The 15,399-nt window shown below is 33.9% G+C and carries 16 protein-coding genes and 1 tRNA gene; 9 read left to right on the top strand and 8 right to left on the bottom strand.

Annotated features, from left to right (window positions below; genetic code table 11):
* The first annotated feature begins 1 nt into the window (after position 1).
* The 7 genes from QWY92_RS13480 to QWY92_RS13445 all read left to right on the top strand — a co-directional run bounded on the left by QWY92_RS13480 (position 2) and on the right by QWY92_RS13445 (position 7,100).
* Positions 2-1,228, top strand: a complete 1,227-nt coding sequence (locus tag QWY92_RS13480) for a glutamate-cysteine ligase family protein (RefSeq protein WP_290272134.1) — start codon at positions 2-4, stop codon at positions 1,226-1,228.
* The gene (locus QWY92_RS13475; RefSeq protein WP_290272132.1) at positions 1,225-1,902 is read left to right on the top strand and encodes an N-formylglutamate amidohydrolase; all 678 of its coding nucleotides are present in this window, start codon (positions 1,225-1,227) and stop codon (positions 1,900-1,902) included. Before QWY92_RS13480 ends, QWY92_RS13475 begins: the two co-directional genes overlap by 4 nt.
* A gap of 217 nt (positions 1,903-2,119) precedes the next feature.
* A complete protein-coding gene (gene htpG, locus QWY92_RS13470) occupies positions 2,120-4,033 on the top strand; it encodes a molecular chaperone HtpG (RefSeq protein ID WP_290272130.1) in 1,914 nt (637 codons plus the stop codon).
* Between the two features lie 143 nt (positions 4,034-4,176).
* Positions 4,177-4,854 carry a DUF4377 domain-containing protein gene (locus QWY92_RS13465; RefSeq protein WP_290272129.1) on the top strand — a complete coding sequence of 226 codons (678 nt, stop codon included), beginning with the start codon at positions 4,177-4,179 and terminating at the stop codon, positions 4,852-4,854.
* A 62-nt stretch (positions 4,855-4,916) separates the two neighbouring features.
* The gene (locus QWY92_RS20440; protein WP_336622099.1) at positions 4,917-5,747 is read left to right on the top strand and encodes an FKBP-type peptidyl-prolyl cis-trans isomerase; all 831 of its coding nucleotides are present in this window, start codon (positions 4,917-4,919) and stop codon (positions 5,745-5,747) included.
* A 218-nt stretch (positions 5,748-5,965) separates the two neighbouring features.
* Positions 5,966-6,460 (top strand): RNA polymerase sigma factor, encoded by a 495-nt coding sequence (locus QWY92_RS13450; protein WP_290272127.1) that lies wholly within the window; start codon positions 5,966-5,968, stop codon positions 6,458-6,460.
* A gap of 4 nt (positions 6,461-6,464) precedes the next feature.
* On the top strand, positions 6,465-7,100 hold the full coding sequence (locus QWY92_RS13445) for a DUF8845 family protein (RefSeq protein ID WP_290272125.1): 636 nt from the start codon (positions 6,465-6,467) through the stop codon (positions 7,098-7,100).
* Between the two features lie 226 nt (positions 7,101-7,326).
* Here the strand turns inward: QWY92_RS13445 and QWY92_RS13440 are convergent, their stop codons facing one another.
* From QWY92_RS13440 to QWY92_RS13425, 4 genes are all read right to left on the bottom strand, one after another.
* The gene (locus QWY92_RS13440; RefSeq protein WP_290272123.1) at positions 7,327-7,902 is read right to left on the bottom strand and encodes a pentapeptide repeat-containing protein; all 576 of its coding nucleotides are present in this window, start codon (positions 7,900-7,902) and stop codon (positions 7,327-7,329) included.
* Between the two features lie 66 nt (positions 7,903-7,968).
* Positions 7,969-10,116: a DNA helicase RecQ gene (recQ, locus tag QWY92_RS13435; RefSeq protein WP_290272121.1), complete on the bottom strand. Its 2,148-nt coding sequence runs from the start codon at positions 10,114-10,116 to the stop codon at positions 7,969-7,971.
* 40 nt (positions 10,117-10,156) lie between these two features.
* Complete coding sequence (locus tag QWY92_RS13430; RefSeq protein ID WP_290272119.1) at positions 10,157-10,954, bottom strand: lysophospholipid acyltransferase family protein; 798 nt, start codon at positions 10,952-10,954, stop codon at positions 10,157-10,159.
* 60 nt (positions 10,955-11,014) lie between these two features.
* Complete coding sequence (locus QWY92_RS13425) at positions 11,015-11,656, bottom strand: NUDIX hydrolase (RefSeq protein ID WP_290272118.1); 642 nt, start codon at positions 11,654-11,656, stop codon at positions 11,015-11,017.
* Positions 11,657-11,660: 4 nt separating this feature from the next.
* Here QWY92_RS13425 and QWY92_RS13420 point away from each other — a divergent pair, with 4 nt between their 5' ends.
* Positions 11,661-12,353 carry a peptidylprolyl isomerase gene (locus tag QWY92_RS13420; protein WP_290272116.1) on the top strand — a complete coding sequence of 231 codons (693 nt, stop codon included), beginning with the start codon at positions 11,661-11,663 and terminating at the stop codon, positions 12,351-12,353.
* A gap of 43 nt (positions 12,354-12,396) precedes the next feature.
* Here QWY92_RS13420 and QWY92_RS13415 read toward each other — a convergent pair whose 3' ends face one another.
* The gene (locus QWY92_RS13415) at positions 12,397-13,062 is read right to left on the bottom strand and encodes a M15 family metallopeptidase (protein WP_290272114.1); all 666 of its coding nucleotides are present in this window, start codon (positions 13,060-13,062) and stop codon (positions 12,397-12,399) included.
* A 607-nt stretch (positions 13,063-13,669) separates the two neighbouring features.
* Here QWY92_RS13415 and QWY92_RS13410 point away from each other — a divergent pair.
* Positions 13,670-14,374, top strand: a complete 705-nt coding sequence (locus QWY92_RS13410; protein ID WP_290272112.1) for a DUF4369 domain-containing protein — start codon at positions 13,670-13,672, stop codon at positions 14,372-14,374.
* 80 nt (positions 14,375-14,454) lie between these two features.
* Here QWY92_RS13410 and QWY92_RS13405 read toward each other — a convergent pair.
* From QWY92_RS13405 to QWY92_RS13395, 3 genes are all read right to left on the bottom strand, one after another.
* A tRNA-Thr gene (locus QWY92_RS13405) sits at positions 14,455-14,528 on the bottom strand.
* A gap of 61 nt (positions 14,529-14,589) precedes the next feature.
* On the bottom strand, positions 14,590-14,856 hold the full coding sequence (locus tag QWY92_RS13400; protein WP_290272110.1) for a hypothetical protein: 267 nt from the start codon (positions 14,854-14,856) through the stop codon (positions 14,590-14,592).
* A 132-nt stretch (positions 14,857-14,988) separates the two neighbouring features.
* A complete protein-coding gene (locus QWY92_RS13395; protein ID WP_290272108.1) occupies positions 14,989-15,399 on the bottom strand; it encodes a 6-pyruvoyl trahydropterin synthase family protein in 411 nt (136 codons plus the stop codon).

The raw sequence follows: 15,399 nt of genomic DNA, 5'->3' as shown, positions 1-15,399 counted from the left end.
GATGGCGAAAAAATATCATTTATTTGAAGTGTATGGCATTGAGTTAGAATACATGCTTATAAACACAAACAGCTTTAAAGTTGCGCCTATTGTAGACACACTTTTAACTAAAAAAAAGGGTGAACTTGCTGGTGATATTGATAATGGAGCCATTGCCTGGAGCAATGAATTAGTAGCTCATGTTGTGGAATTAAAAACCAATGGCCCAACTGCCCATTTGAATAGTTTGTCAGGATTATTTCATAAGAATATAATAGAAATCAATACGCTTTTAAAGGAAGAAAACAGCCAACTTCTACCAACGGCATCTCATCCGTTAATGAATCCAGAAACAGACACCATGTTATGGAAACACAGCTATAGTGAAGTGTACGAGTTGTATAATAAAATTTTCAACTGTAAAGGTCATGGTTGGAGCAACGTGCAAAGTACGCATATTAACTTGCCTTTTTTTGATGATGCCGAGTTTGAAAAACTACATGCTGCCATCCGGGTTATTTTACCTTTAATTCCTGGGTTATGCGCGAGCTCCCCTATTTTAGAGGGCCAAGTTACCGGTTTTAAAGACACCCGATTAGAGTATTATAAAACCAACCAAAAAGAAATTCCTGAAATGACTGGCTCTGTGATTCCAGAAGCCGTGTTTTCTAAAAAAGCGTATGCAAAAACTATTTTTGAACCTATAAACAAAGCCATAAAACCGTTTGATACGGATAATATTCTAGAACATCATTTTTTAAACTCAAGAGGAGCCATTGCTCGTTTTGATAGAAATGCTATTGAAATTAGGTTGGTAGACATTCAGGAATGCCCGAAAGCCGACATTGCCATTTGTGTGCTTATTATTGAAGTCTTAAAATTATTAGTAAATGAAACTTTAGCACCTTTAAATGAACAAAAAACGTGGTCTAAAGAAGTCCTGTTTTCAATTTTAAATGAAACGATAAAAGATGCCGAAAATCATAATATTTCAAACCTTGAATATTTGCAACTTTTTGGAATTTCAAAAGCGAGTACCGTTAAAGACCTTTGGAAACATTTGTATGCCTTAGCAAAACCTTCAATAGATGATTCTCATTACGAAGCTCTAGATATTATTTTATCCGAAGGCACACTTTCAACTCGAATTTTAAAGGCGCTAAACACTGACTTTTCACAAGAAAACATTAAAAACGTGTATTCCAAACTAGCTAATTGTTTAGCGGAAAATCAACTTTTTACCTCATGAAACTCATCTTGTCTTGTGAGCATGGCGGTAATGACATCCCAAAAAAATACAGCGGAATTTTTAAAAACCACGAAGCTATTTTAGAAACGCATCGTGGTTTCGATTTGGGCGCATTAGATGTTTTCAATCATTTAAAATCTTTGTCGTACGCCTCATTTTACTGTACTAGAAGTCGTTTATTGATAGAGCTTAACCGCTCTTTACATCATAAAAATTTGTTTTCTGAATTTTCAAAACAGCTTTCAAAACCAGATCAAGACGCGTTAATTTCGGAATATCTAGAATATAGAAATTCCGTAGAACAGGCTATTCAAAAGTTAATTATAAATCAGCAAAAAGTGCTTCATATTTCGGTACATTCCTTCACTCCTATTTTTAATTCCGAAGAAAGACATGGCGATATTTGTTTACTTTTCGACTCCCGAAAAACAAAAGAAAAAGACTTTTGCAAAGCTTTAAAACATGACATTTTGAAGCAAGATTCCGACTTAAATGTACGGTACAATTATCCATACTTAGGAAAATCGGACGGGTTTACCACCTATTTACGTAAACAATTTCCTGAGTATTATTTAGGTATTGAAATTGAAATCAATCAAAAATCCTCAGAAAACAATTTTATGAAAACCGCAGTAAAAACGGCTATTTACAATGCTATTTCCGGAAACATTTAATTCATAAAAGAAATCTTTCATTATTCTTCAAAACGAAAAAAATTGTTTCACTACAGTTTTCTTCTACAATATTTTAGAAGTTTTTTAACTTAAATAAAAAAGTGTCAGTTTGTCATATTTGTTCAATTGGCATTTTTGTTGACTAATACATCTCAGTAAATAAAAACATAAACAGTTTTCCGTCTTCGCGGAAAAGAAAAATAAAAACTATAAAATCATGACAAAAGGAAGTATTAATGTATCGGTAGAGAATATCTTTCCGTTAATTAAAAAATTCTTATACAGCGATCACGAAATATTTTTACGTGAGCTTATTAGTAACGGAACGGATGCCACTTTAAAGTTAAAACACTTAACAAGTATTGGTGAATCTAAGGCGGAATATGGCAATCCAAAAATTGAGGTTAAAATTGATAAGGAAGGTAAAAAGCTTCATATTATTGACCAAGGTTTAGGGATGAGTGCTGACGAGGTTGAAAAATATATTAACCAAGTGGCTTTTTCTGGAGCTGAAGAGTTTTTAGATAAATATAAAGATTCGGCTAAAGATTCTGGAATTATCGGTCATTTTGGTTTAGGTTTTTACTCAGCTTTCATGGTTGCAGAAAAAGTTGAAATTATTACCAAATCTCATAGAGAAGAAGATCCTGCTGCACATTGGACTTGCGATGGCTCACCTGAATTTACATTAGAAGCATCGGACAAAACAGATCGTGGAACAGAAATTATCCTTCATATTGCTGAAGATTCAACTGAATTTTTAGAAGAAAACAGAATTTCTGAGTTACTTTCTAAGTATAACAAGTTTATGCCTGTGCCAATTAAATTTGGTACTAAAGAAATAAACGATCCAGAATTTACGCCAGCAACAACTAAAGATGAAGACGGTAAGGAAACAACCGAACCTCACAAAAAGATTACGGTTGATAATATTATAAATAATCCAAATCCAGCTTGGACAAAACAACCAGCAGATTTAGAAGAGGATGACTATAAGAGCTTTTACAGCGAATTATACCCATCGCAATTTGAAGATCCGTTATTCAACATTCACTTAAACGTAGATTACCCGTTCAACTTAACAGGAATTTTATATTTCCCAAAAATGTCGAACGATATGCAAATGCAGAAGGATAAAATTCAACTGTATCAAAACCAAGTATACGTTACCGATAATGTAGAAGGGATTGTGCCAGAATTTTTAACCATGTTACGTGGTGTTATCGATTCTCCAGATATTCCTTTAAACGTATCGCGTTCTTATTTACAAGCCGACGGTGCTGTAAAAAAGATTTCGTCTTACATTACTAGAAAAGTAGCCGATAAATTAAAATCACTTTTCAACTCGAACCGTGAAGATTTTGAAGCTAAATGGGCCGATATTAAAATTGTTATTGAATACGGAATGCTTTCTGAAGAGAAATTCTTCGAAAAAGCAGATGCCTTTGCATTATACCCAACCGTTGATGGTGCACACTATACTTACGAGGAATTATTTAACAAAATTAAAGCAAATCAAACCGATAAGGATGGTAAGCTAGTTATCCTTTATGCTTCTAATAAAGATGCACAACACAGTTATATCGAGTCTGCAAAAGCTAAAGGCTACGAGGTTTTATTATTAGACTCTCCAATTGTATCGCACTTAATACAAAAACTAGAAAGCAGCAAAGAAAACATCACTTTTGCTCGTGTTGATGGAGATCATATTAATAATTTAATTAAGAAAGACGAAACCACTATTTCTAAATTAGATGAAGATCAAACTAAAACTTTAGAAGCTTTATTAAAAGAAGTTATCCCTGCAGAAAAATTCACAGTTCAGTTAGAATCTATGGATAGCGACGAGTCTCCATTCACAATTACGCAACCAGAATTTATGCGTAGAATGAAAGAAATGCAAGCTACAGGTGGTGGCGGTATGCAAATGTTTGGTAACATGCCAGAAATGTATAACTTAATTGTAAATACAAACTCGGTTTTAGTTAGTGATATTTTAGCAACCGAAGTTAAAGAAACTCAAGAACGTTTAATTACGCAAAGTTTAGATTTAGCACGCCTTTCTCAAGGATTATTAAAAGGTGAAGAATTAACAAACTTTATTAAACGTAGCTACGAAATGATTAAGTAAGCTATATATTTTCGCTTTCGCGGAAACAATAAAAACTAAAACCACTTTGTGAAAACAAGGTGGTTTTTTATTTGTCCTAATTTGGTATACCTTTTGATTATTCTCAAAAAACCTCAACATTATTTCAAACTAAAAACAGAACTATGACATTCTTAAAAAACCTCTCTTTCACCCTGATTTTTGCTTTCCTTTTAACCTCTTGCAGTGCATCAAAAACCACCACACTTTGGGTGAATAGTATAAAATCGGATTGCACAGGCGGCAATGGCTCTAGAACGTGCATGCAAGTTTATAAAGGCGAAAATCTCAACGATGCCAAATGGTTAAACTTCTACGCGCCTATTGAAGGCTTTAAGTTTGAAACCGGATACCTCCAAAAATTAAAAGTTAAAGAAACTTCTTTAGATAAAAAAGATAGACCTGCTGATGCTTCCTCAATTACATATAGTCTTATCAAAGTTTTAGAAAAGAAGCAAGATCCCGCTTTAGGTTTACATGATATTTGGGCTGTTACCAACATAAACGGCAAAGCGATAACCGCGACTGCAAACACTCCAACTTTAGAAATAAACCTAACCAAAATGAAAGTTTATGGCACCGATGGTTGTAACAATTACACAGGAGACATTACAAAACTAAAATCTAACCAAATTACTTTTGATAAGCTAGCTTCTACTCAAAAATTGTGTTTAGACATGCAAATCCCAGATAGTTTCAATAACGCTTTAAGCAACACAGTTAGTTATAAAAGAGAAAATTTAACACTTACATTTTTCGACTTAGACAGCAATGAAACGCTACGTTTAAAAAAGGTGGATTAGTAAAAAAGAGTCGCCCTACAAAACACCAAATATTTCTAGCTATATTTGCTTAAAAAAGAAAAATGAAAAACACCTTATTAATTGCAATTACATTACTATTCATCACCTCATGTAGTAAAACAGAAGACGTTATTGATTACTCCGTTGAAAACGACGCAGAAATCCAAGCATATATTACAGATAACAATATAGATGCAGAAAAAAGCACCTCTGGTTTATACTACATAATAGACGAACAAGGCACTGGAGAAAAACCCGTTTTAGGCGACCGCGTTAAAGTAGCCTATAAAGGATACTTAACCGATGGTAGCGTTTTTGAAAACAACACCGAAGGATACGATACTTATTTAGACAACTTAATATACGGTTGGTTAGAAGGACTTCAGTACTTTAATGAAGGTGGCACCGGCACATTAATCATCCCAGCGCATTTAGGTTATGGCAGCAGATCAACTGACGATATACCTGCTGGTTCTGTAATTATTTTTGACATCGAATTAATTTATGTGAATTATAAAACTGAAAACGACCAACAGATTGTACAGTATCTTGAAGATAACGACTTAACCGCCGAAAAAAGCGATAGCGGCCTATACTATATTATTGAAGAGGAAGGTACCGGAGACCAACCAACCCAAACCGATAATGTAACCGTAGCTTATGAAGGTTATTATACAGACGAAGAGTCTTTTGATTCAAGTGATGCTTCAGGTGTTTCATTCGACCTAAACCAAGTTATCGCCGGCTGGACAGAAGGTATCACTTATTTTAAAGAAGGTGGCAGTGGTAAACTTTTAATACCTGCACATTTAGCTTATGGAAATTATTACTACAATGGCATTCCTGCAGGATCTGTACTCATTTTTGATATCGACCTTATTTCTGTGAACTAAAAAAACACAGCATAAACCTTACTAAATAACGGTTCAATAAAATGTGTTTAGCTATCATTTCAGTTAAAAAAAATTTTATTGAACCGTTTTTTTATTCCTATTATTTTCCTAAAAAAACATACATTACAAACCATTAAAACATCATCTAAAAAAATAATTAAAATTATTTGTAACAATTCAATTAAAACAACTACTTATAAAATAACTAACCCATCACATTGAATAAAGAGCTAGAACATAGTTTTGTAGAATTGCTGGAAAAGCATCAGAATATTGGACACAAAATTTGTCGTTTGTACACCAATAACTATGACGCCCACAACGATTTATTTCAGGAAATAACCATCCAATTATGGAAGGCGTACCCGAAATTTCGTGGCGATGCAAAATTTAGTACATGGATGTATCGTGTCGCATTAAACACGGCGATAACACTGTATCGAAAATCGAAACGAAGTATAACCACACAAGATTTCGAAAGTGTATCCTTCAAAATAAAAGCTGAAGATTACGACGATACCGAAGAAGAACAATTAAAAGTACTTTACAAAGCAGTGCACCAGCTTAACGACATCGAAAAAGCCCTTGTATTCTTGTATTTAGAAGATAAAGATTACAGAGAAATCAGTGAAACCCTAGGAATAAGTGAAGTCAATGCCCGAGTGAAAATGAATAGAATTAAGACCAAACTTAGAACCATATTAAATCCGTAACCCTATGGATGAATTAGATATTTTAAAAAAGGATTGGAACACCACCAAAGCCGATCATAAAAAACTTACGGTAAACGATATTTACCCGATGCTACGCAAAAAATCGTCCTCCATCGTGAAGACTTTATTCTACATTAGCATTGCCGAACTCGTGTTTTGGATCCTCATAAACACCCTTCCTTACTTTTATTCTGCCGAATATAAAGCCAAGCTAGAAGCCATTTACACCAACGAAACCGTGCTCACCATAATCACCATGTTCACTTATGTCGTCATCATCTTTTTCAGCTATTTACTCTACAAATCGTACAAATCGATTTCCGTAACCGATAGCGCAAAAAGACTCATGGAAAACATACTAAAAACAAGAAAAGTAATTAAATATTACGTCTTCTACAACCTAGTAATGGCGGGCGCTTCACTAATCGTCGGGTTTTATTACGCCCTACACAACGACCCTAAAGTAACACATCAATTAGCCACATTTGGCGACACCAAAATGATGCTTGTTTTAGTATTTTTAATACTATTTACCTGTATTTTCATCCTTGTTATTTGGCTGTTTTACAAACTCATTTACGGCTTATTATTAAAACGTTTAAACCGAAATTATACCGAATTAAAAAAACTAGAACTTTAAATTTGGGCGTTCCCTTGCAGGTCAGGCTTTCCGCTGCAAGTCCTCGCACCTCCTACGTCGGCCTGTGGGCTTTCCACTGCAATCCTTAACGCAGGTTAACCAGCCAAAACTTCTACTTATCAAAATGTTTTTTAGGTTTGCTTAGGTTTATCTTTGAGTCGTTTTACATATTCAGAATGAAGAAAATAATATGTTTACTCCCGTCGACATGACAAATAATAAGAAATCAGCCCTCAATCACAATACCATAACGCGTTAAAAGTCCCGGTACACCTTCCAAAGAAAACTTAGCACCTTTTATTTTATTACGTTCCGGATGGATACCATAATTAATCGCCTTACGAAAATCGGCTTTTTCTAAATTCGTGTTTTCAAAAGTAGCCCCTTGAAAATCGCAGCCATCAAAAACACAACTACTTAAATTAGCTTCCGTAAACTCAACATTTTGAAGTTTAGAATTCACAATTTTCGTCTGACTTAAATCCACTTGATAAAATGATGCATGATTGAGCTGGCAATCATCAACATATAACGCAAAACCAAACCTATTGCAACTTTCAAAATGAATACCTAGCATTTTACACCCCATAAACTTAACATCTTGAAAAGAGCTACTTGTCAAATTTGCCGAACTCAAATTACATGCTATAAACTCACATTCTAAAAACCGAACTTCAGATAAAAAGCTTTCAGAAAAGTTGCAATTTTTAAACGTACAATATTCATAATCTCCTTTTGGAATTCGGTTTACGGTGTAATCTTGCTTATCAAAAATATCGTCTTCAAATAAAGGTGCGGGCATACTTATTAAACTTTAATGGCTTAAAAACGAAGTTAACTTATTTTAAACAACCATAACAGAAACCCGTTAGTCTTTTTCAACAATACTCAGTGCTAAACGAATTTTAAAATAATCGATACTCTCGTTAAAATAGTCGTAATAGGCACGTAAAGCCTTTGGAGATTTTAAAGCTACTTTTGCTTCTCGAACCGCTTCTACATCACTTTTGGAAACAAAATCGTATAAATTTATTTTTTTTCCTGTACTGTATAATTTAGCAATATGCGAATATACAGTAGTGGTATTTAATTTACGTTCCATCGCTATTTCTTCAATAGATAACCCAGATTTATAAAGCTCGTAAGTCTTGGTATAAGTATCACCTTTTTTAGGTTTCTTTACTTTAGAGCCCATAAAATTCATAATTTCCGCCATAAACTCATCACCATAAACCTCAAGTTTACGTTGCCCCACTCCGCTAATACTTAAAAACTCGTTTTCGCTCATTGGGCGTTCGCGTTCAATTTCTTTCAGCGTAGCATCGCTAAACACCAAATAAGCGGGAATCCCTTCTTCCGACGCAATTTTATAACGCAACTGGCGAAGTTTTTCAAATAAACTACTAACTGCCGGCTTGGCTTTCGTTTTTGTTCGTGTTTTTGTTCGTTTTACACGGGTTTTACGCTCCTTAACTACAGGCTTAATTTCGGTAACTGCAATCGGTTTTGTTAATGCAACCTTAGCGGCTTTAAACAGAACCTGACTAGAGAACTCGGTAAGTTGCAAGGCATTATTTTTATGAAAAGCGATTTCGCAAAAGCCTTGATTTACCAATTGAATTACAAAATGTTGCCAATGTTGCCATGAAATATCGCGACCAATGCCGAAGGTAGAAACCTGATCATATCCTTTTGAAATAACATTAGCATTTTGCGAACCACGAAGCACATCGATAATCGTCCCCATGGCTTCCTGTTGTTTCAAACGATAAACAGCCGATAGTATTTTTTGAGCGATAATAGTGCCATCAAAAAATTGTGGTGGATTTTTACAAACATCACAATTGCCACAGTTCCCACCTAGTAGTTCTCCAAAATAACTCAACAGAATTTTTCGTCGGCAGGTGGTCGATTCGGCAAACTGCTTCATTCTATCTAATTTCGCAATCTGAACAGCTTCATTAGTAGCGCCACTTGCAAAATTTTGAAGTTGAATAACATCGGCATAGCTATGGAATAATAAGGCATGCGATTTTAATCCGTCTCGCCCTGCTCGTCCAATTTCTTGATAATACCCTTCGATATTTTTCGGCATATTATAATGCACAACCCAACGCACGTTAGATTTATCAATACCCATCCCGAAAGCTACCGTAGCACAAACAATTTGGGTTTTATCGTGTATAAAAGATTCTTGAACTTTAGAACGTTTATCAAAGGTTAAACCCGCATGATAAGCTTCCGCTGGAATACTATTGGCTTTTAATTTTTTAGATAATTGCTCGGTGGTTTTCCGGCTTAAACAATAAATAATCCCCGATTGATTGGGGCGCGCTTTTATAAACTTAACAATTTGAGAAATTCGGTTATTAGCTGTTCGCACTTCTAACCCAATATTTTCTCTATCGAAAGATGAGATGAAACGTTGCGCATGTTCAATACGTAATTGTTTTACAATATCTTCTCGTGTGGCTTTATCAGCAGTAGCCGTTAAGGCAATAAATGGAATATTGGGTAAGGTAGTTTTTAAAAAACCGAGTTGTTGGTACGACGGTCTAAAATCGTGTCCCCATGACGAGATACAGTGCGCCTCATCTATGGCAATACAACTAATATATTTTTCGGTTAAAATATTTTGAAGCGCAGCCAAACTTTCCGGAGCCACATAAAGCAGTTTTATTTCGGCTTTAATAACGCTTTCAATAATACCGAATTGCTCGTCGCTACTTTGGCTACTATTAAAATAAGATGCCGGAATACCATTCGCATTTAAACCATCGACCTGATCCTTCATTAAGGCAATCAATGGCGAAATAACAATGGTAACACCCTTAAAAGATAAGGCTGGTAATTGGAAACACATCGATTTACCACCACCCGTTGGCATAATAACCAAACAATCTTTTTTATTGAGTACAGACTCAACAATGGCTTGCTGATTGATTCTAAAAGAATCGTAACCAAAATAAGTTTTTAAATTTGAAAATACCTGGTCGAGTGCGGCTGTTTCTGGCATGAATTTAATGGTAAACGGTAAACAATAAAAGCACTATGTTTTACCATTCGCGTTTTTTATTCAATTCTTCAAGTGCTGCAAGATCTTTTTGAGAGACTACTTTTAAAAACGATTTATGTTGTTCAATAGCATATTCTAATTTTTCAACAATCTCTGCATGGCTTTCGTTTTCGTAATCTATTTCTAAGGGTGCTTTTATTTCAAAGGATTGAAAAATATTTTTCTTCTTAATGAATAATCCTTTTTTATCAAACGATCTACGAAAACCATCAATAACAATAGGTACAACAACAGGTTTGTATCTTTTTATTATGTGCGCAGTTCCTTTTCTAATAGGTTTAAACGGTGTGGTAGTACCTTGTGGAAAGGTAATAACCCAACCATCATCTAGTGCTTTTCCTATACTAGAAATATCACTCATTTTCACCTGACGGTTAACATCTTTACCTTCTGAACGCCAAGTACGTTCGATGCTAATAGACCCCATGTACGCCAAAATTTTTGGCAACAATCCATCCTTCATAGTTTCTTTTGCCGCAATATAGTAGATGTTAAGTTTCGGATCCCAGATATATCCTATATTTTTTATAGAATCGGATCGGCCACTTAAACTCGCATTAAAAACATGAAACATCGCCACAACATCGGCAAAATAGGTTTGATGATTGGATACAAAAAGCACATTAGTGTCTGGTAAATTTTTAAGTATTTCCGAGCCTTCTATTTGTAGTTCGTTAAATCCACGAAAGCGTCTATGGGTTATCACTCCGAAGATTCTGATAAGCCATTTCTTTAAAAATAATATGTGTCCGAACGGATTTTTCTTAAACAATCCCATAAATCACGCGTCAAATTGGTTAGTTAATATACTAAATACAAATGTAACAATTCTAGTAGATTACAAAAGCTGTTTTAATAAGTCTTTAATTTCACTTAACATCATGGCAGTTGCACCCCAAACTACATGGCCATTCAAACAAAACGCAGGAACCTCAACTTCAACACTATAAGATGTTCTTACCGTTTTTTCAACGATACTGTTTTCATCCAAAAAATGTTCCAAATCGACCTCAATAATAGCTTCAACTTCATCTTCTTGCTTGGTAAATCGAGGCTGTTTATGCGTAATTCCTACAAAAGGATACACATAAAAGTTACTTGGCGGAATATAAACCTCGGTTAACTCCCGCAAAACGGTCATAGCTTCCATAGGCACACCAACCTCTTCAAAGGTTTCTCGAACGGCAGCCATTTCTAACGTGGTATCTTCATCCTCTAACTTCCCTCCTGGAAAAGCAACTTGACCAGAATGTGCGCCTTTATACGTTTTTCTCAAAATTAAAACGAAGTGAGTTTCACCTACTTCATTCGGATAAAATAACGCCAAAACCCCGGCATATTTCGCCTTTTTTATGGCTTCCGTTTGTTGCTTTAATAGCTTCTGACGAAAAGATGGCACCATTTTAAACTGAGATACTTCGGCTGGGAGCGGTATATTTTTTATTTTTGATACCGATTTTAAAAATTCATCAAAATTCATTGATATGCGTCTAGTTTTGCTTTTAAGTTTCTTTTTTTTATTTCTCAATTGTGAAGATAAACAATCTAAGAAGAAAAACACAACTGAAACTGAGTTAAGAAAACCAGTTAAAAAAGACAGTATTGTTGAAGTTACTGATACTTTTGAAAAGCTAGATTCGAGAAGTGCGATGGAGTTTTTTTTAGAATACGACAAACATCACAAAGAAAATAAAGTGCGTATAACGACCGATTTGGGTAGCTTTGATATATTACTTTACAACGAAACCAAGTTTCACCGTTCGAACTTTATTTTTCTAACGAAGAAAAAATATTTTGTAAACACTCAATTTTATCGTGTTATTGATGATTATATGGTACAAGCCGGAAATAGCGACGATATTGAAATTTCTAAAAAACGCGGGGAAATAGGGAAATACTTACTTCCTCCAGACACTAAGCGTGGTTTTAAACACGATCGCGGTGTTATTTCTATGCCTAGTAGTGCTATTGATAATCCGCACAAACTAGCATCGCCTTATGAGTTTTTTATCATACAGCAACATGGTGGCTCTCATTTTTTAAATGGAGATTATACCGTTTTTGGACACGTAACCCGAGGTATGGACGTTATTGATAAAATTGCTGCTGTTGATACAGGAGAAGGCGATTGGCCTTTGCAGAATATATATATTCGTGATTGCGAAATTATTGAGTAATATTTTTGAAATAAAATAGACTTTATTAATACAGCTATAGCGTCTACTCTACCGGGAAATCAAAAAATGTTTTAGGAAACGGTTCCCAGCGTAAGGTAAAATGCCACCATTCTTTAAAATAGTTTCTAAAACCATTTTTCAACATCACATTTTGTAATAACTGACGGTTCCGTTTTTGTTCTTCAGAAATATTAGGATAACTCACCCAAGAAGCTTCTCCGAAAAAATCGTAAGGACTTCCCATATCTAAAATTTCACCTGTATTACCATCAATAATGGTTAAATCTATGGTGCTTCCGCGGCTGTGCCCTGACCGTGTTGCAATATATCCTGCTTTAAACAGACTTCTTTTTTTAATCTTCGGATAAAAATCTGTTTTATTTACAGTGTCATTTAAATCTCTAGCCCAACGTATAAAATGATTTACAGCTTGTTGCGGCCGGTAGCCATCATATACTTTTAAGCATAAGTTTTGACTTTCCAATTCGTCTTGAACCAATTTTAAGGCTTCCGCTGCTTGCTTGGTTAGTATTAATCGGTTAGAACGATATCCATCAACAGGTTTTGCTACAAAATTATTATCGGTATGGTAGCGTAATTCGACATGTAAAGTAGGAATAACATCGGTAACGTAAACAAAACCATCTGGTAATTGTGCAAACGAAAATAGAGAACTTAGCAAAAAAAATAAAACAACTTTAGACTTCATATTAGCAAATTTAGCCAAAATTAATTGTCTCTAAAAATTAGGCATAAAAAAAGCCGAGTTCCCTCAAACTCGGCTTTTAAATTATTTGCTTTTATACTATGTAACTTAATATGGAAATCCAATTAAACAACACAATGCAAACACTAATTAATTAATCCATTGATCCAAAAATTGTATTATTTAGAACACTACAAATATATAAGATTTAAACAAAAGACGACGCTTAAAAACAATTAAAATCGACGAAATACATCTTTTTTTAACACTTAATGCTAAAATAAATAAAAACATCGACGAAATGCATATGTATTTTTCCCATATAGGCGAAACGGACTTTAAGTTTAAGGCACAAAAAAAGCATCCGTAAACGAATGCTTTTTTTCTAACTAACCAATCAAAATATGAGTTGCAATTCTAAAGTTTAAAGTAACCACTCAATAAACCGTTTATATAAGAATGCAACTATTATGATATAAGCAAACCTTGTGCCAAACTTTTTAAAAAGCTTATTTTGGGTATATTTTAACTTCTAATAATTAAATAATGGTATTAGTTTATAAAATATAAAAGTGAGATATTTGCTTCTCTTAAAAAAAAGCATATATCCATGAATAAAGTATTTTTATTATTTTTAGTTTGTATCATGATTTCTTGTGGTGAAAAACAGCACGATTTAACGGTTAAAGGCCATATAGCTGGTTTAAAAAAAGGGACTGTTTACCTAAAGAAATTAAACGATTCCGCACTAGTGAATGTCGATTCTCTTGTTATGAATGGGAATTCTAATTTCGAATTACATAGTGCTATTGAATCTCCGGAGATATTCTTTTTATTTTTAGATAAAAATAGCGCACAAGAAGATGGTATTTCGTTTTTTGCAGATAAAGGTATTACTGAAATTAATTCGACCTTAAAAAACTTTACTTATGATGCCGAAATTAAAGGATCGGAACAACAAAAAGTATTAGACGATTACCGAAAGATGATTAGTAAATTCAACGGTAGAAATTTAGATTTAATAAAAGATAAATTCGATGCCCAAAGAGAAGGTGATACTTCTAAGATTAGTACTATTGAAAAACAATATGATAATATTATAAAACGACGTTATTTATTTACAGTGAATTTCGCACTTAATAATAAAGACAGCGAAGTGGCTCCTTATTTAGCACTATCTGAAATTTACAATGCTAAACTCACGCTATTAGATACTATTAATAAATCTTTAACTCCAAAAGTAAAAGCGTCGAAATATGGAAAAGAATTGCAAACATTTATTGATGAAATTAAAGCTGCGGAGAAAGTAAACTAGAAACAACTTTTCTTTTTAAACTTAAGTTTATTCCATAAAAAAAGACCTTTCAAAATTGAAAGGTCTTTTTTATTTTTAAGAGCCGATGGAGGGACTCGAACCCACGACCTGCTGATTACAAATCAGCTGCTCTAGCCAGCTGAGCTACATCGGCTTTTTTAACGAGTGCAAATATATTAATAATAATTAAACCTGCAACTTTTTGTTAAAAAAAATTATCCTAGATTATTGATTTTTTCAATTAACGCTCTTCCTTTAGTCTCTAATTCGCTATTAATAGCTTTGAAATGAGCTTTAGGGTTTTCGTTTTTTGCATTTACTTTTACAATTAACTCATCGAAAGTAGTGATTGCTTCATCAATAATTGCTTCACTTCCTTTAGTATCTTTATCTGTGTTTGCGAATTCCCATACGTAAACTGCTTCTATAATATCACCTAAAACATAGTTAATGTCTTTTTTTAGGTTTCTAACATTTGCCATTTTTTTTACTTTTTAAATTTTGACAAAATTAAACATAAAGTTTTTAACGTGTAACATTTTTAGCACTAATTTAATAACATACACATTAAACCGCTAAATATATTTTATGAGGTGGCTCTTTTGGGCAATACTTTATTTTCCGGAATAGCTTACAAAATTTCGAGGCGTTTCAAATAATGTTATTTCTAAAGCCAACTTAGAGTCTAATTTTGGTTTCAATTTATTATAGATAACAACTACTATATTTTCGGCCGTTGGGTTTAGATCTTTAAATTCCGGAACTTCTAAATTCAGGTTTTTATGATCGAAGGCATCTTCTACTTCCGACTTAATCAAATCTTTTAGGATTTTCATATCAACAACAAAACCAGTTTCTGGATCTATTTCACCAGTAACACTAACAATAAGTTCGTAATTGTGCCCATGAAAATTGGGGTTATTACATTTACCAAAAACGGCTTCGTTTTTTTCAAAACTCCAGTCTTTGTGGTACAAACGGTGTGCCGCATTAAAATGTCCTTTTCTACTTACGGTTACTTCCAT

The sequence above is a fragment of the Algibacter miyuki genome, from assembly GCF_030409805.1.
In the GTDB taxonomy this organism is placed as follows: domain Bacteria; phylum Bacteroidota; class Bacteroidia; order Flavobacteriales; family Flavobacteriaceae; genus Algibacter; species Algibacter miyuki.
The sequence above is the reverse complement of the archived record's forward strand: the minus strand, read 5'-3'. Positions and strand labels throughout refer to the sequence as shown.

Coding starts and splice junctions, on each gene's coding strand:
- QWY92_RS13415 (WP_290272114.1), bottom strand. CDS start 13,062: ATGAAGTCTAAAGTTGTTTTATTTTTTTTGCTAAGTTCTCTATTTTCG.
- QWY92_RS13420 (WP_290272116.1), top strand. CDS start 11,661: ATGCGTCTAGTTTTGCTTTTAAGTTTCTTTTTTTTATTTCTCAATTGT.
- QWY92_RS13445 (WP_290272125.1), top strand. CDS start 6,465: ATGGATGAATTAGATATTTTAAAAAAGGATTGGAACACCACCAAAGCC.
- QWY92_RS13430 (WP_290272119.1), bottom strand. CDS start 10,954: ATGGGATTGTTTAAGAAAAATCCGTTCGGACACATATTATTTTTAAAG.
- QWY92_RS13440 (WP_290272123.1), bottom strand. CDS start 7,902: ATGCCCGCACCTTTATTTGAAGACGATATTTTTGATAAGCAAGATTAC.
- QWY92_RS20440 (WP_336622099.1), top strand. CDS start 4,917: ATGAAAAACACCTTATTAATTGCAATTACATTACTATTCATCACCTCA.
- QWY92_RS13475 (WP_290272132.1), top strand. CDS start 1,225: ATGAAACTCATCTTGTCTTGTGAGCATGGCGGTAATGACATCCCAAAA.
- recQ (WP_290272121.1), bottom strand. CDS start 10,116: ATGCCAGAAACAGCCGCACTCGACCAGGTATTTTCAAATTTAAAAACT.
- QWY92_RS13465 (WP_290272129.1), top strand. CDS start 4,177: ATGACATTCTTAAAAAACCTCTCTTTCACCCTGATTTTTGCTTTCCTT.
- QWY92_RS13425 (WP_290272118.1), bottom strand. CDS start 11,656: ATGAATTTTGATGAATTTTTAAAATCGGTATCAAAAATAAAAAATATA.
- QWY92_RS13400 (WP_290272110.1), bottom strand. CDS start 14,856: ATGGCAAATGTTAGAAACCTAAAAAAAGACATTAACTATGTTTTAGGT.
- htpG (WP_290272130.1), top strand. CDS start 2,120: ATGACAAAAGGAAGTATTAATGTATCGGTAGAGAATATCTTTCCGTTA.
- QWY92_RS13410 (WP_290272112.1), top strand. CDS start 13,670: ATGAATAAAGTATTTTTATTATTTTTAGTTTGTATCATGATTTCTTGT.
- QWY92_RS13480 (WP_290272134.1), top strand. CDS start 2: ATGGCGAAAAAATATCATTTATTTGAAGTGTATGGCATTGAGTTAGAA.
- QWY92_RS13395 (WP_290272108.1), bottom strand. CDS start 15,399: ATGGAAGTAACCGTAAGTAGAAAAGGACATTTTAATGCGGCACACCGT.